Origin of the sequence: Thioalkalivibrio sulfidiphilus (genome assembly GCF_000377945.1) — a bacterium.
Taxonomy (GTDB): domain Bacteria; phylum Pseudomonadota; class Gammaproteobacteria; order Ectothiorhodospirales; family Ectothiorhodospiraceae; genus Thioalkalivibrio_A; species Thioalkalivibrio_A sulfidiphilus_A.
The window spans coordinates 1-20,625 of record NZ_KB898965.1; the positions used below are offsets into that span (position 1 = coordinate 1).

Annotated in this window: 17 protein-coding genes; 14 read left to right on the plus strand and 3 right to left on the minus strand. The window is 68.0% G+C overall.

The features are described 5' to 3' along the window. On the minus strand, positions 1 to 247 hold a 247-nt coding region (locus D580_RS16900; protein ID WP_231363565.1), incomplete at its 3' end, for a hypothetical protein. An 83-nt stretch (positions 248 to 330) separates the two neighbouring features. Here D580_RS16900 and D580_RS0113750 point away from each other — a divergent pair. The 13 genes from D580_RS0113750 to D580_RS0113810 all read left to right on the plus strand — a co-directional run bounded on the left by D580_RS0113750 (position 331) and on the right by D580_RS0113810 (position 16,102). Next, positions 331 to 1,329: a fatty acid desaturase family protein gene (locus tag D580_RS0113750; RefSeq protein WP_018954947.1), complete on the plus strand. Its 999-nt coding sequence runs from the start codon at positions 331 to 333 to the stop codon at positions 1,327 to 1,329. A 16-nt stretch (positions 1,330 to 1,345) separates the two neighbouring features. Beyond that, positions 1,346 to 2,188: a sugar phosphate isomerase/epimerase family protein gene (locus tag D580_RS0113755; RefSeq protein ID WP_018954948.1), complete on the plus strand. Its 843-nt coding sequence runs from the start codon at positions 1,346 to 1,348 to the stop codon at positions 2,186 to 2,188. A 376-nt stretch (positions 2,189 to 2,564) separates the two neighbouring features. Beyond that, positions 2,565 to 3,545: an ABC transporter substrate-binding protein gene (locus tag D580_RS0113760; RefSeq protein ID WP_018954949.1), complete on the plus strand. Its 981-nt coding sequence runs from the start codon at positions 2,565 to 2,567 to the stop codon at positions 3,543 to 3,545. A gap of 41 nt (positions 3,546 to 3,586) precedes the next feature. Further along, positions 3,587 to 4,546, plus strand: a complete 960-nt coding sequence (locus tag D580_RS0113765; protein WP_018954950.1) for an ABC transporter permease — start codon at positions 3,587 to 3,589, stop codon at positions 4,544 to 4,546. 16 nt (positions 4,547 to 4,562) lie between these two features. After that, the gene (locus D580_RS0113770; protein ID WP_018954951.1) at positions 4,563 to 5,483 is read left to right on the plus strand and encodes an ABC transporter ATP-binding protein; all 921 of its coding nucleotides are present in this window, start codon (positions 4,563 to 4,565) and stop codon (positions 5,481 to 5,483) included. Next, entirely contained in the window at positions 5,483 to 6,268 is a 786-nt protein-coding gene (locus D580_RS0113775; RefSeq protein ID WP_018954952.1) for a creatininase family protein, read from the plus strand. Before D580_RS0113770 ends, D580_RS0113775 begins: the two co-directional genes overlap by 1 nt. 1 nt (position 6,269) lies before the next feature. Further along, entirely contained in the window at positions 6,270 to 7,637 is a 1,368-nt protein-coding gene (gene glnT, locus D580_RS0113780; protein ID WP_018954953.1) for a type III glutamate--ammonia ligase, read from the plus strand. A gap of 9 nt (positions 7,638 to 7,646) precedes the next feature. After that, positions 7,647 to 8,099, plus strand: coding sequence for a nickel-responsive transcriptional regulator NikR (gene nikR / locus D580_RS0113785; protein ID WP_018954954.1), 453 nt, complete (start codon positions 7,647 to 7,649; stop codon positions 8,097 to 8,099). 178 nt (positions 8,100 to 8,277) lie between these two features. Further along, positions 8,278 to 9,012, plus strand: a complete 735-nt coding sequence (locus D580_RS0113790) for an urea amidolyase associated protein UAAP1 (protein ID WP_018954955.1) — start codon at positions 8,278 to 8,280, stop codon at positions 9,010 to 9,012. A 22-nt stretch (positions 9,013 to 9,034) separates the two neighbouring features. Beyond that, positions 9,035 to 9,682, plus strand: coding sequence for an urea amidolyase associated protein UAAP2 (locus tag D580_RS0113795; RefSeq protein ID WP_018954956.1), 648 nt, complete (start codon positions 9,035 to 9,037; stop codon positions 9,680 to 9,682). A 40-nt stretch (positions 9,683 to 9,722) separates the two neighbouring features. After that, the gene (gene uca, locus D580_RS0113800; RefSeq protein WP_018954957.1) at positions 9,723 to 13,337 is read left to right on the plus strand and encodes an urea carboxylase; all 3,615 of its coding nucleotides are present in this window, start codon (positions 9,723 to 9,725) and stop codon (positions 13,335 to 13,337) included. A gap of 27 nt (positions 13,338 to 13,364) precedes the next feature. Then, entirely contained in the window at positions 13,365 to 15,176 is a 1,812-nt protein-coding gene (gene atzF, locus D580_RS0113805) for an allophanate hydrolase (protein ID WP_018954958.1), read from the plus strand. Positions 15,177 to 15,295: 119 nt separating this feature from the next. After that, positions 15,296 to 16,102 (plus strand): c-type cytochrome, encoded by an 807-nt coding sequence (locus tag D580_RS0113810; RefSeq protein ID WP_018954959.1) that lies wholly within the window; start codon positions 15,296 to 15,298, stop codon positions 16,100 to 16,102. Between the two features lie 155 nt (positions 16,103 to 16,257). On the opposite strand, the gene D580_RS0113815 is transcribed toward D580_RS0113810, so the two are convergent. Next, the gene (locus D580_RS0113815; protein WP_026289995.1) at positions 16,258 to 17,769 is read right to left on the minus strand and encodes a YifB family Mg chelatase-like AAA ATPase; all 1,512 of its coding nucleotides are present in this window, start codon (positions 17,767 to 17,769) and stop codon (positions 16,258 to 16,260) included. Positions 17,770 to 17,934: 165 nt separating this feature from the next. Then, positions 17,935 to 19,518: a glycosyltransferase family 39 protein gene (locus D580_RS0113820; RefSeq protein WP_018954961.1), complete on the minus strand. Its 1,584-nt coding sequence runs from the start codon at positions 19,516 to 19,518 to the stop codon at positions 17,935 to 17,937. Between the two features lie 78 nt (positions 19,519 to 19,596). On the opposite strand from D580_RS0113820, the gene D580_RS0113825 reads away from it, so the two are divergent. Further along, positions 19,597 to 20,526 carry a lysylphosphatidylglycerol synthase domain-containing protein gene (locus tag D580_RS0113825; RefSeq protein WP_018954962.1) on the plus strand — a complete coding sequence of 310 codons (930 nt, stop codon included), beginning with the start codon at positions 19,597 to 19,599 and terminating at the stop codon, positions 20,524 to 20,526. Positions 20,527 to 20,625: the final 99 nt, after the last annotated feature.

Genomic DNA, 20,625 nt, shown 5'->3' on the forward strand with positions numbered 1-20,625 from the left:
CCCCCATTTCAAGCAAGCGTAACAACGCCACACGCCCGCACAGCCGCGCCCGCAGGGAGCCTCGCAAAAGCGCCAATGCGGCGTTGCGCACCTTGCCAAGGGCTTGCCATTGGCTGCGATGCGCGCCTTGCCTTGGCGCTTTTGCGAGGCTCTGAATGACAAGATATTGATCAGACAGGACACTAGAACCGCGCGGCAAGGCGGGACGCGGTCCGGCTGGCTGGCCCGGTGCTTGCTTGAAGTTCATGCACACCCGGGACCCCGGGTGTGGCCTGGCGGGACGACCCCCGGGCGCGGTGGACCTTGCGGGACGACCCGCGGATCGCACCCATGCCACGCATCTGGAGACACGAAGACGGCCGCTGGCCGAATCTCGCCGCACTGACCTATTGCCTCGCCGCTTACGCGGGCGGCCTCGCGCTCATCACCCAGGGTTCGCTGTTGCTCGCCCTGCCGGGCATCCTGCTGCTGGCCCACGGGCTGGTGATCGGCGCCTACCTGATCCACGAGTGCGCCCACAACACGATCCTTCGGGACAACCGCTGGAACGCCCGGCTCGGAGAGACCCTAAGCTGGCTGGTGGGCAGTGCCTACGGGGATTACGAGGGCATCCGCCACAAGCATTTCCGCCACCACGTGGATCGGGCCGACATCGTGGCCTTCGATTTTCGGGTTCACCTGCAACGCCACCCCGCAGTGCTGCGGGTGATTCAGGCGCTGGAATGGCTCTACATCCCGGCGGTGGACCTGCTCATGCACGCCCTGGTGCTGATCCTGCCGTTCACCCTGCCCTCCCGCCGGCACCGGCGCGCCCGGGTGATCGGGGTGTTGCTCACTCGCCTGGCCTTCTTCGGCCTGCTCGTCGCCCTGAGCCCCATGGCACTCGTCTACTACGCCATCGCCTACCTGCTGTTCCTGCACGTGCTGCGCTTCATGGACGTGCACCAGCACACCTATCCCCTGTTCGAGCACCTGGAGCAGGCACAGGGCGAATCCACACCGGCCTTCGACCGGGCCCACGAGGAACGCAACACCTATTCCAACCTGGTCTCGGTGCGCCACCCCTGGATGAACCTGCTGACCTTGAACTTCGGTTACCACAATGCCCACCACACCCGGCCCACCGAGCCCTGGTACCGGCTGCCCGCCCTGCATCGCGGACTCTACGGCGACCAGACCGACCGGGTGCTGCCGGTCGGCCGGCTGCTCAGGGCCTACCACCGCCACCGGGTCGCCCGGGTGCTGCACGCCGACCCGCCGGACCGGCCGGTGGGCGATCCGGCGGCCTTCGTGGGCGTGGTGGGCGTGTCCTTTCTCACGGCGCACTGAGCGCGGAGGTCTTCACTTGGAACTCAAGGTCTACAAGAGCCTGTGGGGCTACGACGGCGACTGGAAGCGGGCCATCCTCGATGCGCTGTCGGACGGCTTCGACGGCATCGAGGGGCCGGCCCCGGCACAGACCTCGGAGCGCCGGCATTTCGGCCGCGCCCTGCAGGTGCATGGTCTCGACTACATCGCCGAGATCTGCACCGCGGGCAGCTACGTGCCGGATCGCCAGGCAAGCCCGGAGGAACACCTGGGCTCACTGCGCCAGCGCCTGGAATGGAGCGCGGAACTGTCGCCGCGGCGGGTGACCTCCCTGGCCGGTTGCGATGCCTGGCCCGAGGACACCAGCCGCGATTTCTTCGCCGAGGCCATGGCCCTGGCCGAATCCTTCGGCCTGGAAATCAGCTTCGAGACCCACCGGGGCCGGTCGCTCTTCAACCCCTGGACCACCCGGCGCCTGGTCGAGGCCCTGCCGGGACTTCAACTCACCGCCGACTTCAGCCACTGGTGCGTGGTGTGCGAACGGCTCATGGACAGCGAGCGGGACGTGATCGAGGCCATCGCCCCCCGGGTGCGCCACGTGCACGCCCGGGTCGGCTACGAGCAGGGGCCGCAGGTGCCCCATCCGGCGGCCCCCGAGTATGCCCAGGCCCTGAGCGCGCATCAGGGCTGGTGGGAGATCATCTGGAAGGCCATGGCGGCGCGGGGCGACACCGTGGCCACCCTCACCCCGGAGTTCGGCCCCGACGGCTACCTGCACCACCTGCCCTTCACCGGTGTGCCGGTGGCCGACCTGCGGGAGATCAACCGCTGGATGGCCCATACCGAGCGGGCGCACTTTGCCCAGTGCATTGCGGGGTGAACGGTCACTTCTTTTTTAGCCACAGAGGACACAGAGGTCACAGAGAAAAGATCTGAAAACAAAATCGATCATGACGTGTGGCGTTCTCGTGCCACGCACCGGGGTCGAAGGCCGCGCAATCGCAATCCTTTAGTCTTTTTCCTCTGTGTCCTCTGTGGCTAAACCGCCCTTGCCTTTCATAAACCCCCCGCCCCAAACAGGCACAAACCCACCCCGCGCGCACCACTTGAGGGCAGACGCCCTCGTCGCGCCCCCGCCCGGTACGCCGTAGACATAGACAAAACAGGGGCTTGGCGACCACAACGGCCGATGGCACAGGCGTTGCTTTGCACGTATTACCGAATCAACCAACGGTAATACCCCTGGAGGCAGCACCATGTACAAACCCCTCAAGCGACTCTTCGGTGCCCTGGTGGGCATCACCATGCTGGGCATGTCCGCCCAGGCCCTCTCCGAACCCCTGAAGATCGGCTACAGCGACTGGCCCGGCTGGGTGGCCTGGGAAGTGGCCATCGAGAAGGACTGGTTCAAGGAAGAAGGGGTGGACGTGAAGTTCGAATGGTTCGACTACGTGGCCTCCATGGACGCCTTCGCCGCCGGCCAGCTGGATGCCGTGGCCATGACCAACGGCGATGCCCTGGTCACCGGCGCCACCGGCGCGCGCAACGTGATGATCATCATCAACGACTACTCCAACGGCAATGACATGATCATCGCCCGGCGCGGGATCAATTCCGTGACCGATCTGAAGGGCAAGAAGATCGGCGTGGAGATCGGCTTCGTCTCCCACCTGCTGCTGCTCAACGCCCTGGAGAAGAACGGCATGAGCGAATCGGACGTGGAGCTGATCAACGTGCCCACCAACGAGACGCCCCAGGTGCTCGCCTCCGGCAACGTGGACGCCATCGTCGCCTGGCAGCCCAGCTCCGGCCAGGCCCTGAACCTGGTGCCCGGCTCCACCGCCATCTACACCAGCGCCGACGAGCCCGGCCTCATCTACGACGTGCTGGCGGTCTCCCCCACCAGCCTGGCCGCGAACCGTGACGCCTGGATCAAGGTGGCGAAGGTCTGGTACCGGGTGGTGGATTACATCCAGGATCCGGCCACCCGTGCCGACGCGGTGCGCATCATGGCCGCGCGGGTGGGCATCCCGCCCGCCCAGTACGAGGCCTTCCTCGACGGCACGAAGATCCTGACCCGTGAAGAGGCGATGGAATTCTTCAAGAAGGGTGACGGCTTCACTTCCCTGTACGGCTCCTCGAAGATCGCCGACGAGTTCAACGTCGCCAACGACGTGTACAAGGATCCGCAGCCCGTCGACGACTACATCGACGCCAGCATCACCGGCGCCCTGTAAGGACCGGTACGCCAGATCCGGCAGGCGGAGAGACGGGACCCATGAACAAGCCCTGGTTCGCGGTGCGCAAGGAACTGTCGTCACGACGACGCACCTTCCTCGCGGTCATGAGTTTCGTCCTCCCCCTGCTGGTCTGGTCCTTATTCAGCTATGTGCCCTTCATCTGGCATCCCCAGGTGGAGATCATCGAAGCCGGCGAGGTGGATTACTTCCGCACCGGCATGCTGGTGGACCGCGCCATCTTCGAACAGGAAAAGGAGACGATGCGCGCCGAGGGCCGCGAACTGCCCACCGGCACGCGCACCAACCCGGTCTACCTGCCCGCGCCCCACCAGGTGGCCACGGCCCTGTACACGGCCTTCACCACCGAACCCCAGCGGCGCAACGAGAAGTGGCTGCACGAGAGTCTCGCAGACAGTATCCAGGTCATCTTCTGGGGCTTCTTCCTGTCGTCTTTGATCGGCGTACCCCTGGGCATCCTGGCGGGCACCTATGTGGCGGTGTCGCGCCTCACCGAACCCTTCGTGGAATTCTTCCGCTACCTGCCGGCGCCGGCCTTCGGCGCGCTGGCGGTAGCCATCCTGGGCATTCACGATGCCCCCAAGATCGCCATCATCTTCATCGGCACCTTCTTCCAGCAGGTGCTGGTGGTGGCCAACACCACCCGCAAGCTGGACCCGGCACTGCTGGAGGCGGCCATGACCCTCGGCGCGCGCAACGCCGGGCTGCTGTTCAAGGTGGTCATCCCGGGCATCGCCAGCGACCTGTACCGGGACATGCGCATCCTCCTCGGCTGGGCCTGGACCTACCTGATCGTCGCCGAGATGATCGGCGCCAGCTCCGGCATCACCTGGTTCATCACCCAGCAGGCCCGCTACAAGAACTTCGACAACGTGTTCGCGGCCATCCTGATCATCGGGATCATCGGCCTGACCACCGACCTGATCCTCGCCTGGCTGGGTCGGCGCCTGTTCCCCTGGCAGCGCACCGCCCGCGCCTGATACCCACGGAGCCCCCATGACCCACCTGGCACTGCCCAGCTACCGCGACCAGTCACCGGAGGTGGCCGACCGTTTCGCGCGCCTCAAGGAACGGCCGGTGATCCTGGAGGTGAAGGGCCTGACCAAGACCTTCGACACGTCCCAGGGGTCGGTCACCGCGCTCAAGGACATCAGCTTTCGCACCCACCAGCGGGAGTTCGTGTGCGTCATCGGTCCCTCCGGCTGCGGCAAGTCCACCCTGGTGCGCACCCTGGCGGGCCTGGAGGACTACAACAGCGGCGAGGTGCTGCTGGACGGCAAGCCGGTGCACGGCCCGGGACCGGATCGCGGCATGGTGTTCCAGGGCTACACCCTGTTTCCCTGGCGCACGGTGAAGAAGAACGTGATGTTCGGCCTGGAACTGGCCGGGCGCAGCCGCACCGCCGCCGAGGAGGAGGCGCTGCAGTGGATCGATCTGGTGGGGCTCACCAAGTTCGCCAACAGCTACCCCCACCAGCTCTCCGGTGGCATGAAGCAGCGGGTGGCCATCGCCCGGGCGCTGGCCAACCAGCCGCGCATCCTGCTCATGGACGAGCCCTTCGGCGCCCTGGACGCCCAGACCCGGGCGAAGATGCAGGGCTACCTGCTGGAGATCTGGAAGAACATCGACATCACCATCGTGTTCATCACCCACGATCTGGACGAGGCCATCTTCCTGGCCGACCGCATCCTGGTGCTCAAGGCCCACCCCGGCGAGGTGCAGGAACTCATCGAGGTCCCCGTGCCCCAGCCGCGCAGCCCGTCCCAGTTCCTGAGTCCCGAGTTCCTGGCCACCAAGCGCCGCCTGGAAGAGCTCATCCATCCGCCAGGCGCCGAGACCGAAGAAGGCATCAACGGTGATCGCCTCAACATGGTGCGCATGGTGCCCGTCAACGCCAAGGTGGAGTCCGTGTTCTGATGCTCAACGACTGGTACACCATGACCTGGGAGGAGATCGGCGCGCTGGTGGCGGGCGGCATGGACAGCGCCATCCTGCCGGTGGGCGCCACCGAGCAGCACGGCCCGCACCTGGGCTGCGGCATGGACGCGGAGATCGCCGCGCGCCTGTGCCGCGACGTGGCGGAAAGCACCGGCGCCATGCTCCTGCCCGCGCTGCCCTACGGCTGCTCCATCGGCCACTCGAAACGCTGGCCGGGCACCATCGCGCTGCAGCCCAAGACGCTCATCGACGTGATCAAGGACATCGGCGACTGGGTCTACGCCTCGGGCTTTCGGCGCCTGTTCCTGGTCAACGGGCACGTCACCAACGAGGCGCCGCTGCGCTGCGCCCTGGAGATGCTGCGCGCCGAGCACGACGACCTGATGGTGGCGCTCATCAACACGCCGGCCATCAGTGAGCGGGTGCGCGCGGCCCATTGCGAGGACGGCGTCGACTGGCACGCCAATGCCGCCGAGACGGCACTGATGATGGCACTCTCGCCGCACATGCTGCGCGCGGAGCGCATCCGGGACGCCGACGATCCCGACCGCACCGAAGACTGCGTGTTCGCCCACCCGGTCAACCGCACCAGCACCAACGGCGTCACCGGACACCCGAGCCGCGCCGACCGGGAACAGGGCGCGACCCTGTACGCCTGGATGGTGGAGGACCTCAGTGCCCGGGTGCGCAAGGGTATGGCGGAGACGCCGCCCCTGCCCCATTCCTATTTCCGATCCATCCAACCCGACAACGGGAAACCCTGACATGAAGACCAAGACCGCCGACGAGATTCGCCAGATACAGGACCGCCTGCGCGCCCAGGGCGTGAAGTATTGCCTCGGCGCCTACGTGGACATCCACGGCGTGCCCAAGGGCAAGGTGGTGCCCATCGACCACCTGCCCCACATGGCCCACGGCTCCGAGCTCTACACCGGCTATGCCCTGGACGGCCTGGGCCAGGCCCCCAACGAGGACGAGATCGCCTCGGTGCCGGACCTGGACCACATCATCCAGCTGCCCTGGCGACCGGAGGTGGCCTGGATGCCCGCGGACAACACCTTCCACGGCAAGCCCTATCCGTTCAGCACCCGGGTGGCGCTGAAGAACATGATCGCCAAAGCCAACGCCATGGGCTTCGGCTTCAACTTAGGCATCGAGGCGGAGGTGTTCCTGCTGCGCCAGACCGAGGACGGCGGCCTCGAGGTGCCCAACCCCGACGACCGGCTGGTCAAGCCCTGCTACGACGCGCGCGCCTTCCTGGATCAGTTCACCTGGCTGGACAAGATGGCCACCACCATCAACGCCCTGGGCTGGGACCTGTATTCCTTCGACCACGAGGACGCCAACGGCCAGTTCGAGTTCGATTTCCACTACGCCGATGCGCTGACCACCTGCGACCGCTTCACCTTCCTGCGCCTGATGGCCAAGGAATACGCCAAGGAGGAAGGCCTGATCGCCACCTTCATGCCCAAGCCCTTCGCCGACAAGACCGGCAACGGCGCCCACTTCAACATGTCCCTCTATGATCTTGAGACCGGCGCGAACCTGTTCGCCTGCGATCCGAAGGAAGACCCCCGCGGCTTGGGGCTGACCGAGATCGGTTACCAGTTCATCGCCGGCATCATCAAGCACGGCAAGGCCCTGTGCGCCGCCTTCGCGCCCACGGTGAACAGCTACAAGCGCCTGGTGCGCCAGGGCGACATGCCCTATTTCACCTGGGCGCCGGTGTTCAATTCCTTCGGCTCCAACAACCGCACCAACTCCGTGCGCGTGCCCATGGGCGGCGGACGCTGCGAGTCGCGCAACGCCGACGGCGCGGTGAACCCCTACCTGGCCGCCACCCTGGCCCTGGCCGCCGGCCTGGAAGGCATCCGCGAGGGCCTCGACCCGGGCAGGCCCCAGGAGGACAACCTCTACGAACTCACCGACGCCGAGCGCGCCGACAGGGGCATCGAGTTCCTGCCCAGGAACCTCGCCGAGGCCATCGATGCCTTCGAGGCGGACCCCTTCGTGGTCGAGGCTCTGGGCCAGGGCCTGCGCGACGAGTTCATCAAGTACAAGCGCGCCGAGTGGACCAGCTACCACCAGACCATCTCCGCCTGGGAGATCGAGCGCTACAGCCACCTGTTCTAGGGAAAGACCATGAAAGCCAACGGAGGCGTCAGCCGCATCAGCATCTCCCTGCCCGAGCCCCTGCTCGGGCAGCTGGACGACATGGTGGAGGCGCGCGGTTACGAGAGCCGTTCCGCGGCGCTGGCGGAGATGATCAGCCACCAGCTGGTGGCCCACAAACGGGAACTGGGCAACGAGGTGATGGCCGGCACCATCACCCTGCTCTACGACCACAGCACGCCGCGCCTGCAGAAGGTCCTCGCGGACCTGCAGCACGAGCACGTGGAGGAGGTGATCAGCTCCCTGCACATCCACCTGATGCACAACCGCACCATGGAGGTGATCCTGGTGCAGGGCCCCGCCACGAAACTGCAGGTCATCGCCGACCGCATGATCACCAACCGGGGTGTGATCTCCGGCAAGCTGGAACTGACCACCACCCTCATCCCCCAGGTGCACCAGCCGGCGGAACGGCGCGCCTGAGGGCACCAAAGGGGTGCCCGTGCACACGCCATGCCCCGCAGTGGTGCAAGCCGACGATCCCGCTGAACCTGAAAACCCCGCGGCACAAGGCCTCGCGGCCTCCGGCTGCCTTGGCACGCAACCTGCCTAGTCGGTATTACGAATTCGCGCATCCGTACTACTCATGGAGACCGACCACATGAACAACACACCGGACGAGTCACGCAGGCTCTGGGAAGAGCGCGTGCCCGCGGGCGCCCACTGGTCCTGGGTGCTGCGCCGCGGCACCACCTTGCGCCTCACCGACCCGGAAGGCGGCGCCAACGTGGCCATGCTGCTCTACAGCCGCGAGGACACCACGGAACGCTACAACATGGCCGACACCCTCAAGGGCCAGCACACCGCCTTCCTCACCCGCGGCAACGTCTGCTACAGCGACATGGGCCGGGTGCTCTGCTCCATCACCGAGGACACCTGCGGCTGGCACGACACCATCGGCGGGCTGTCCAACGCCGCCCTGGTGAAGCAGAAGTACGGCGAGGCCCGCTACCAGGAACACCGCAACGCCTACCACCGCAACGGCTTCGACAGCCTGGTCAACGAACTGGGCAAGTACGGCCTGGGCCGGCGCGACGTGGTGGCCAACCTGAACCTGTTCAGCAAGATCACCGTGAACGAGGACGGCGCCCTGGTGTTCCAGCCGGGCAACTCCAAACCCGGCGACTACCTGGACCTGCGCTTTGAGATGGACACCCTGGTGGTGCTCTCCACCTGCCAGCATCCCCTGGACCCGGCGCCCACCTACGCGCCCAAACCCGTGGACCTGCTGGTGTGGCGTTCCGACCCGCCCGGCCCCGACGATCTGTGCCGCAACCACTGCGAACAGAACCAGCGCGCCTTCACCAACACCGAACGCCTCTACCCCCTGGGCTGAGCGCAAGACCCGGAGACCGATCATGAGCACAGCACTCGTCGAAAGCCCCCTGGATGCCAGCCAGGCGGTGTTCCGCCAGGTGGTCCCCGCCGGAGAACCCTTCACCGGCATCGTGCGCAAGGGCCAGACCCTGCGCATCCTGGACCTGGAGGGCAACCAGGCCGTGGACACCCTGTTCTACAACGCCGACGACCCGGAGGAGCGCTACAGCGCCACTGACACCCTCCGCGCCCAGGGCAACATCTACCTCAGCACCGGCACGCAGCTCCTGTCCAGCGAGGGCCGGGTGATGCTGACCATCACCGCCGACACCTGCGGCCGCCACGACACCCTGGGCGGCGCCTGCTCGGCGGAGAGCAACACCGTGCGCTACGCTCTGGACAAGCGCCACATGCACAGCTGCCGGGACAGCTTCCTGCTGGCGCTGGCCGAATACGACCATGGCATGGGCAAGCGGGACCTGTCCTCCAACATCAACTTCTTCATGAACGTGCCGGTCACCCCCGAGGGCGGCCTGTGTTTCGCCGACGGCCTCTCGGCACCGGGACGCTACGTGGAGATGCGCGCGGAGATGGACGTGCTGGTGCTGATCTCCAACTGCCCGCAGCTCAACAACCCCTGCAACGCCTACAACCCGACGCCGGTGGAGGTCCTGGTCTGGGACGCCTGAATGCACACCGACCCCTGTCCCGCATCATGACGAGAGCCCCATGTTCAACAAGGTCCTGATCGCCAACCGCGGCGCCATCGCCTGCCGCATCATCCGCAGCCTCAAGGACCTGGGCGCGGGCTCGGTCGCGGTGTACTCGCAGGCCGACGCCCACTCCCTGCACGTGAGCCAGGCGGACGAGGCGGTATGCATCGGGCCGGCGCCGGCCCGGGACAGCTACCTGGACTGGAAGAAGATCCTGGAGGTGGCCCGCAGCACCGGCGCCGAGGCCATCCACCCCGGCTACGGCTTCCTGAGCGAGAACGCCGCCTTCGCCGAGGCCTGCGAGCAGGCGGGCATCGCCTTCATCGGCCCGACGCCGCAGCAGATGCGCGACTTCGGCCTCAAGCACACGGCCCGGTCCCTGGCCGCCGACAACGGCGTGCCCCTGCTGCCCGGCACCGGCCTGCTGGACGACCTGGACCACGCCCGGCGCGAGGCCCTGCGCATCGGCTACCCGGTGATGCTCAAGAGCACCGCCGGCGGCGGCGGCATCGGCATGCAGATCTGCCGCTCGGAGAAACAGCTGGAGGAGGCCTTCCACTCGGTGGAGCGCCTGAGCCGCAACAACTTCGGCCAGGGCGGCATCTTCCTGGAGAAGTACGTGGAGTACGCCCGGCACCTGGAGGTGCAGATCTTCGGCGACGGCGAGGGCCGCGTGGTGGCCCTGGGCGAACGGGACTGCTCGGTGCAGCGGCGCAACCAGAAGGTGATCGAGGAGACCCCGGCGCCGGGCATCGACGACGGCCTGCGCGCGCAGCTCATGGACGCGGCGGTGCGCCTGGGCCAGGCGGTGAACTACCGCTCCGCCGGCACCGTGGAATACGTCTACGATACCCAAACCGGCGCCTTCTACTTCCTGGAGGTGAACACCCGCCTGCAGGTGGAACACGGGGTCACCGAGGAGGTGACCGGCGTGGACCTGGTGGCGTGGATGGTGCGCCTGGCCGCCGGCGAGCGCGACTTCCTGGACGCCTACCGGCACGCCCCCCGGGGTGCCGCCATCCAGGCACGCCTCTACGCCGAGGACCCGGGCAAGCAGTTCCAGCCCTCCAGCGGCGTGCTCACCGCGCTTCGCCTGCCGTCGGAGATTCGCGTCGAGACCTGGGTGGAACGGGGTTCCGAGGTCACGCCCCACTACGACCCCATGATCGCCAAGCTCATCGCCCGGGGCGCGGACCGGGACGAGGCCCTGGCCCGGCTCGGCGAGGCGATCGCGTCCACAGAGCTGCACGGCATCGAATCCAACCTGCCCTACCTGGGCCAGATCCTCGCCGACGACGTATTCCGCCAGGCGCAGCACTACACCCGCTACCTGGATCGCCTCGCCTACCGCCCCGCCACCATCGAGGTGCTCTCCCCCGGCACCCAGTCCATGGTGCAGGACTACCCCGGGCGTACCGGCTACTGGCCCATCGGCGTGCCGCCCTCTGGCCCCATGGACCATCTCGCCTTCCGCCTGGCCAACCGGGCCGTGGGCAACCCGGAGGGCGCGGCGGCCCTGGAACTGACCGTCACCGGCCCTACGCTCCGCTTCAACACGGACACGGTGATCGCGCTAACCGGCGCCTGGATGAAGGCCCTGCTGGACGGCCAGGAGATCCCCTACTGGCAGCCTGTGCCGGTGCGTGCCGGCAGCACCCTCAAGCTGCGCGCCATCAGCGGCGCCGGCAGCCGGACCTATCTCGCGGTCAAGGGCGGCCTGGACGTGCCCGACTACATGGGCAGCAAGTCCACCTTCACGCTGGGCCAGTTCGGCGGCCACGGCGGGCGCACCCTGCGGGCGGGCGACGTGCTGCGACTCAACGCCGCCAGCGCACCGGACGAGACCTGCCGGGAGATACCGGCGGCCCTGATCCCGGCCTATGGCAGGCACTGGGACATCCAGGTCACCTACGGCCCCCACGGCGCGCCGGACTTCTTCACCGACGCGGACATGGCGACCTTCTTCACCACCGACTGGGAGGTGCACTACAACTCCAGCCGCACCGGCGTGCGCCTGATCGGCCCGAAGCCCCAGTGGGCCCGGGAGGATGGAGGCGAGGCGGGCCTACACCCCTCCAACATCCACGACAACGCCTACGCCATCGGCGCGGTGGACTTCACCGGCGACATGCCGGTGATCCTGGGCCCCGACGGCCCGAGCCTGGGCGGCTTCGTGTGCCCCGTGACCATCATCCAGGCGGAACTGTGGAAGCTGGGCCAGCTCACCCCCGGCGACACCATCCGCTTCCACTGCACCGACATCGCCAGCGCCAATGCCCTGGAGGCTCACCAGGACCACTGCATCGCCACCCTCACCCCGGCCCCCGCGCCCGCCGTCCACGCCCGGCACCCGGGCCTGGACACCAGTCCCGTCCTGTACCGGCGTGAGGCGGACGCGGATCACGTGGGCGTCTGCTACCGCCAGGCCGGCGACCGCTACCTGCTGATCGAGTACGGCCCCCTGGTGCTGGATCTGCGGCTGCGTTTCCGGGTGCACGCCCTGATGGACTGGATCGAACGCCAGGGGATCGAGGGCATCATCGAGACCACCCCGGGCATCCGCTCCCTGCAGGTGCACTATGACAGCCGGGTCATCGGCCAGGCGGACTTGGTGCGGCTGCTCAAGCAGGCCGAGGACGCCCTGCCCGCCATCGAGGACATGGAGGTGCCGAGCCGCATCGTGCACCTGCCCCTGTCCTGGGACGACCCGTCCACGCGACTCGCCATCGAGAAGTACATGCAGTCGGTGCGCCCCGACGCCCCCTGGTGTCCCAGCAACATCGAGTTCATCCGCCGCATCAACGGCCTGGAAAGCATCGATCAGGTGAAGGACATCCTGTTCAACGCCAGTTATCTCGTCATGGGCCTGGGCGACGTCTACCTGGGCGCGCCGGTGGCCACGCCGCTCGACCCCCGCCACCGCCTGGTGACCACCAAGTACAACCCGGCGCGCACCTGGACGCCGGAGAACGCCGTGGGTATCGGTGGCGCATACCTGTGCGTCTACGGCATGGAAGGACCGGGCGGCTACCAGTTCGTGGGCCGCACGGTGCAGATGTGGAACCGTTACCGGCAGACCCGGGACTTCACCGAGGGCAAGCAGTGGCTGTTGCGCTTCTTCGACCAGCTGCGCTTCTACCCGGTGAGCCACGAGGAACTGCTGCGCATGCGCGAGGACTTCGTGCACGGGCGCTTCAACCTGCGCATCGAGGAGACCACCCTGAGGCTCGGCGATTACCTGCGCTTCCTGGAGGAAAACGCCGAGTCCATCGCCGCCTTCAAGGCCCACCAGCAGGCCGCCTTCGAGGCGGAGCGCGAGCGCTGGAAACAGGCCGGCCAGGCAGAGCACGTGGACGCGCTGCCGAACGATGAGTCCACCTCCGACGCCCCCTTCGACCTGCCCGAGGGTTGCCTGGCGGTGGCCTCGCCGGTCACCGGCAGCGTCTGGGAGATCGCGGTCAAGCCCGGCGACCGGGTGGCCCCCGGCGACACCCTGGTGGTGGTGGAGGCCATGAAGATGGAGATCCCCATCGAGGCGGACGAGGAGGCCGTGGTGCGCGAGGTGCTCTGCGCCCGGGGCGGCTCGGTGCATGCCGGCCAGGCGGTGATCATCCTGGAACTCCAGTCCTGACCGCCTGGGAACCACGCGAGACCGACCATGAAGCACCCACTCTTAAGCCTGGACATCGACAGCCAGCACCGCGCCTACCGGGAGGGCCGGCTGACACCCGCCGACCTGATCGACGAGGTGCTGGCGCGCATCGCCGCGCAACCGGATCGCCACGAATGGATCCGGGTGCTGGACCGGGATGCCCTCATGACCCACGCCGCACGCCTGGACGGCGAGAGCCCCGACACCCTCCCCCTGTACGGCATCCCCTTCGCCATCAAGGACAACATCGATCTCGCCGGCGTGCCCACCACCGCCGCCTGCCCGGCCTTCACCTACACCCCCGAGCGCAGCGCCTTCGTGGTCGAGCGCCTGATCGAGGCCGGCGCCCTGCCCATCGGCAAGACCAACCTGGACCAGTTCGCCACCGGCCTGGTGGGCACCCGTTCCCCCTATGGGGCCTGCGCCAACGCCTTTAACCCAGCCTACATCTCCGGCGGATCCAGCTCCGGCTCGGCCGTCACCGTGGCCACCGGGGTGGTGAGCTTTTCCCTGGGCACCGACACCGCGGGCTCCGGCCGGGTGCCGGCGGCCTTCAACAACCTGATCGGCGTGAAACCCACCCGGGGCCTGCTCTCCGCCTCCGGCGTGGTGCCCGCCTGCCGCAGCCTGGACACCGTGTCCATCTTCGCCCTCACGGTGCCCGACGCCGAGCGCGTACTGGCGGTGACCGCCACGTTCGACACGCACGACGCCTATGCACGGCCCCGGCCGCTCACCACCCACGGCTTCGATCCCACCCGGTTCCGCTTCGGCGTGCCCCGGGCGGAACAGCTGCAATTCTTCGGCAACGCCGAGGCCGAGCGCCTGTTCCACGAGGCGGTGGCGCACCTGGAAACTCTTGGCGGGACACGGGTGGAGATCGACTTCGCCCCCTTCCTGGACGCCGCGCGCCTGCTCTACGAGGGCCCCTGGGTGACCGAGCGCTACCTGGCCACCCAGCCCCTGATCGACGAGGCACCCGGTGAACTGCTGGCCGTGACCCGGGGCATCATCGGCGGCGGCGCCGCGCCCCTGGCCACGGACTGCTTCCGCGCCCAGTACCGGCTCATGGACTACAGGCGCCAGGCCGAGGCCGCCTGGCAGGCAGTGGACGTGCTGGTCACCCCCACCGCCGGCACGATCTACACCATCGCGCAGGTGAACGCCGACCCGGTGCGGCTCAACTCAAATCTTGGCTACTACACCAACTTCATGAACCTGCTGGACCTGGCGGCGCTCGCGGTACCCGCCGGTTTCCAGGCCGACGGCCTGCCCTTCGGCATCACCCTGATCGCCCCGGCCTTCGGCGATGCGGCCCTGCTGCCCCTGGGCGAGCGCTTCCAGTACGCCTCGGTCGAAACCCAGGGCGCCACGGCACACCCGGTGCCGGCGCCCCGGCCGGTGACCGGCCCCGCCCCCGGCCACCTCCGCGTGGCGGTCTGCGGTGCCCACATGCAGGGGCTGCCGCTCAACCACCAGCTCACCGAGCGCGGTGCCCGGCTGGTGGCAAAGACCCGCACCAGCCCCCACTACCGCTTCTACGCCCTGGCCGGCGGCCCGCCCTGGCGCCCGGGCCTGGTGCGCGATGCCGGCGGGCAGGCCATCGAGGTGGAGGTCTGGGAACTGCCCGCAGCCCACTTCGGCAGCTTCGTGGACAGCATCCCCGCGCCGCTTGGCATCGGCCGGGTGGAACTGGCCGACGGCAGCCGTGTGGCCGGCTTCCTGTGCGAGCCCCACGGGGTGGCCGATGCCCGGGAGATCACCCACCTGGGTGGCTGGCGCGCCTACCTGGCCCAGATCGCATCCGGACCGAATTGATCACAGACAGTGCACGCGCCGGTGCGGATGGCCTATAATCCGCGCCTGTTTTTTCGGTTCCGGGGTCCTGCGCATTGTCGTCAGGGTCTACGGTGGCGCGACAGCGTTGGGAGGAAAACGTGGCAAACCCACAGCAGAAAACTGACTTCACCACCAAATTCGTTCTGGCCATCAGCGTCGTGGTACTGCTGGTGGCCGTGATCTTCCTGGTGACCCGCCTGATCAATGTGATCGACCAGGCACGTGCACCGGCCGAGCCGAGCACCTCCGCCCAGGCCATGGTGGAAGAGCGTATCCGGCCCATCGGCCGTGTGGTCACCGCCGATGTGAGTGCCCAGGCCGTTGCCGCGCCCCGCGCCGCCGCCGATATCTACCGCGGCGTCTGCGCTGCCTGCCACGACACCGGTGCCGCCGGTGCCCCCCGCAAGGGTGACGAGGCCGAATGGCGCCGGCGCATGGGCCAGGGCTTCGACACCGTTCTGAGTCATTCCATCAACGGCTTCGGCGCCATGCCCGCCCGGGGTGGTGATCCCAGTCTGAGTGATGACGACGTGCGCCAGGTGGTGGTCTTCATGCTGTCCGAGTCCGGCATCCGCGTGAACGGCGCTGCCGCCGCCCCCGAAGCCGCGCCCGCCCCTGCTGCTCCTGCTCCTGCTCCTGCCGCCACCGCCGCAGCCGCTGCCGGCGATGCCGCTGCCGGTCAGGCCAAGTACACCAGTTGCGCCGCCTGTCACGGCGCCCAGGGCCAGGGCATGGGCATCTTCCCCAAGCTGGCCGGCACCGCTCCCGAGCGCATCGCCGAGCTGCTGAAGAAATACCGCGCCGGCGAGCAGGTCGGTCCCCAGACCCCCCTGATGGCCCCCAACGCCGCCGGCCTGTCCGACCAGGACATCGCCGACCTGGCTGCCTTTGTCGGCACCCTGTAAGGGGTACCGGCAGGACCACAAAAAAGGGCGCCTTATGGCGCCCTTTTTTGTGGCAAGTCTCAAGTGGCTAGTGGCAAGGAACACCACCCTCACTCCGACCCTCTCCCTGAGAGAAATGAGGGGTTCCTTGCCACTTGAGACTTGCCACTAGCCACTTACATCCGCCAGCGATCCAGCGCCCGGTAGGTCAATGACTCCGCCAGGTGCTCCGGCGCAATCCCCTCGCTCCCCGCCAGATCGGCGATGGTCCTCGCCACCCGCAGGATGCGGTGGGCGGAACGGGCGGAGAGATGAAACCGCTCCATGGCTGACTCGAGCATCCCCCGCGCCGCCCCGTCCAGGGCGCAATGGATGCGGATCCCATGGCCGTCCAGCTGCGCATTGCTGTGGCCCTGGCGCGCCAGCTGCCGCTCACGGCAATCCAGCACCCGGGCCCGCACCGTGGCGCTGTCCTCGGGCATCGGGCCCTCGGCGTCGAACAGCTGGTCCTTGGCCAGGCGCGGCACCTGCACCGACAGGTCGATGCGGTCCAGGAACGGCGCCGAGAGCCGCGCGCGCTGGCGGCGGATCTGCTCAGAGCTGCAGCGACAGTTGGCGGCGAGATCGCAGTCATAACCCTGGGGGCAGGGGTTCATGGCCGCCACCAGCTGGAAGCGGGCCGGGAACTCCGCCTGCCGGGCGGCCCGGGAGATGGTGATGGCGCCGCTCTCCAGGGGCTCGCGCAGCACGTCCAGCACCCGCCGGTCGAACTCCGCCAGCTCGTCCAGGAACAGCACGCCGTTGTGGGCCAGGGAGATCTCACCGGGCCGGGGACTGGAACCGCCGCCCACCAGGGCCACGCCGGAGGCGGTGTGGTGCGGGGCGCGAAACGGGCGCCGTTTCCAGCGCTTGAGGTCCAGGGGCTGGCCGCTCACTGCGTGGATGGCGGCAGTCGTCAACGCCTCGTCGTCGCTCATGGGCGGCAGCAACCCCGGCAGACGGCTGGCCAGCATGGTCTTGCCGGTGCCTGGCGGGCCGATCATCAGCAGGTGGTGCTCGCCGGCGGCCGCGATCTCCAGCACCCGCCGGGCCTGGGGCTGACCGCGCACCTCGGCGAGATCCGCACCCTCATGGGTTCCTTCTCCGGTTTGCGGGGCGGGATGCTCCGCAAGCAGGGTCTCGCCCCGCAGGTGGGCACAGACCTCCAGCAGATGGCCCGCCGCCAACACCCGGCAGCCCCGTACCAGGGCCGCCTCGTCGGCATCCTCCCTCGCCACCACCAGGCTGCGCCCCGCCGAGCGGACGGACAGGGCCGCGGGCAGCACCCCGCGCACCGGACGCAGCTCCCCGTCGAGCCCCAGCTCGCCCACGAACTCGTAGCCCGCCATGGCGGAGACCGGCAACTGACCCGAGGCGGCCAGCAGGCCCAGGGCGATGCCCAGATCGAAACGCCCGCCGTCCTTGGGCAGATCGGCGGGGGCGAGGTTGACGGTGATGCGACGGGCGGGAAATTCGAAACCGCTGGTGATCAGGGCGGCGCGCACCCGCTCCCGGCTCTCGCGCACCGCCGCCTCGGGCAGGCCGACGATGGCGCAGGCGGGCAGGCCGTTGGCGAGATGGACTTCGATCTGGACCGGGGGTGCGTGGATGCCGTCCAGGGCACGGGCATACAGGGTGGCGAGGTTCATGGATCCGTCCATGGGGTGTCGTCCTTGATGGATTAAGCCTAACGCCGGGGCGTACCGGGCTCAAGGGAGGGGTGTGCTTTGTGCTTTGTGCTTTGTGCTTTGTGCTTTGTGCTTTGTGCTTTGTCTATCACAAAGTACCAAGCACCAAGCACAAAGCACCAAGCACTAATCAACCACCTTCACCAGCAGCACGCCGTTGCGCTCGAAGAGCACCTCGTGCTCGGGCAGACGATGCAGCGAGGTGATGCGTGTCACCGCCACCTCTCCGGGTTGCGGATCCCGGCGCTCCACGTGACGCCGGGCGTAGACGTTGAAGCTCGGGTTGTTGAGCCCCACCATCACCACCGTCTCGGGTCGCTCCCGAGCTGCCAGGGCCGCATCGCGGATGGGGCCCTGCTGGACCGCCGCCACCGTGGGCAGCAGCAGGCCGGCCACGGTGGCCGTCACCAGCACACCCAGCAGGCCGAGGCGCCAGGCCAGGTGCACGCGGCGCGCGAACAGCGCCCACAGGCTGACCGCCAGGGCGACTCCGAACACGCCGTACCACAGCAGGCCGAAATGCCGGTCCACGTCGCTCAGCAGCGCGGCGGTGAAGGGGTCCCTGACCTGTGCTGCCGCGATCTCGACGATGCTCGGAAAGGCCAGCATGAGGGCGAAGAACAGCGGCGCCGGCAGAACGGCGAGCATGCCGACGCCCAGTCCCTTGAGGTTCAGACGCTCCAGGTGCAGGGCCATCAGCACGAACAGCGGCGTCACGCCATAGAGGATGTAATGGGGCAGCTTGGTGCCGGCCAGGGAGAACAGCACGAACACCAGCACGAACCAGATGAGCAGGAACAGCTGCAGGTCATCGCCACGTGCCCGGCGCGCGGCCCACCACAGGGCCGCCACCAGCACCGTGGTCCAGGGCAACAGGCCGATGAGCAGCACGGGGATGTAGTAGTAGATCGGTCCGCTGTGTCCCTCCATGGGCTGCTGGAAACGGCCCAGGTTGTGTTCCAGCAGGAAGCCCAGGATGAACCCGGGTCCTTCGCGCAGCGTCACCGCCCCGTACCAGGGCAGCACCACGATCAGGAACAGGAGGATGCCCACGGGATTGAACACCGCGCGCAGCCAGTCGCGGAAACGTCCCTTGAGGGCAAAGAAGATCAGGCTCGCGGCAAACGGGATCGCCACCGCCACCGGCCCCTTGGTGAGGAACCCGAGGCCCATGAGCAGGAACGCGGCGTACATCCAGCGCCGGCCGCCTTCCCGGTAGTGCAGGTAGATGGCGAACATGCTGGCGGCGATGAGCAGGTTGAGCAGGGCATCGGCGATGGCCGCCTTGCCGATCACGCTCACCTCGAAGAGGGTGGCACCGATGATCGCGGCGACAAGCCCGGTGCGCCGGTCCGTGACCCGGGCGGTGAAGGCATACACCGCGAGCATCCACGCGGCGGCCGCCAGGGCCGAGGGCAGACGCAGGGCGAACTCGTTCAGCCCGAACAGGGTGACCGAGACGGCCTGTAGCCAGTAAATGAGGATGGGCTTATCATAGCGGGGCTCGCCATAGAGATAGGTGGCGATAAAGTCACCCCGCGCCAGCATGTCACGGGTCGCCTCGCTGAAGGCCCCTTCATCCAGGTCGAACAGCGGGAAGCCGTGCATGTTGAAGAAGAAGGCGGAGAACACCGCCACACACAGCAGCACCGCGAGCCAGCGCTCGGAAAGCCCCTGCAGGGCCGCATCGCCGGAAGTTCTGTCAGTCATGCCGGGGCTCGTCCGTCAAAAGGTGCAAAGTCTAACCGCCCGCCCCCCTGCGCCACCAGTACGGCGCCCACACACGCCATGATGTCCATGATCCGGCCCAAGACACTGCTGGCGATCCTGATCCTCCTCGCCTTCCTGGTGTTCGTGGAATGGTACTTCGGCTGGGCGCCGCTGCTCGCCCCCTGGCGTGAGGTCCCGCTCCCCGGCGTGCTCGGCGCGCTGGTCCTGGCCTTCCTCACCTACTGGCTGCGCGCGCTGCGCGTCTACGACTACTACCGGGCGCAGATGCGCGGCCGCTTCCCGGCCTGCCTGCGCCTGACACTGACCCACAACCTGCTCAACAACCTGCTGCCCATGCGCACCGGCGAACTGAGCTTCCCCGTGCTCATGGCCCGGGACTTCAGCGTGCCGGCCCTGCACTCCGTGCCGGTGCTGTTATGGTTCCGGCTCATGGACCTGCACACCCTCGCGCTGTTTGCGCTGCTGGCCCTTGGCAGTCACCTGCTCGGTCCCGCCGTGGCTGTCCCGCTGGCCGCCGCCTGGCTGCTGACGCTGGTGGTTGCGCAACGGCTGGCGCCCGCTTTGCGGGATCGGCTGGGCACGCCTGACGATGACGGGCTGCGCGGCAAGCTCTACCGAGTGCTGGACGCATTGCCGGGCAACGCCGGGGACTTCTGGCGCGCCTGGGCCTGGACCTTCGCCAACTGGCTGCTCAAGCTCGCGGTGTTCGTCTGGGTGCTGGGCCTGTTCCTGGAGGCGCCGCTGGCCGCCGCCTGGCTGGCGGTGATCGCCGGCGACCTGACCAGCGTACTGCCCGTGCACGGCGTGGCCGGCGCGGGCACCTACGAGGCCGGCGTGGTGGCCGCCCTGCTGCCCTTTGGCGTCGGTGGCGAGGCGGCGCTCGCGGGTGCCGTGAACCTGCACCTGTTCCTGCTCGGTTCCACCCTGCTCGGCGGTCTGCTCGTGCCCCTGCTTCCGGGCGGGCGCGCGGACCGCTGGACGCGCTAGCCCGAATGTTTCATGAATTCGTGCGATGATCGCGCAGGATATTGGCCGCACAGGGGATTTTCCGAGGGAGCGCCGTATCGGGCTATACGGCCGACTGAG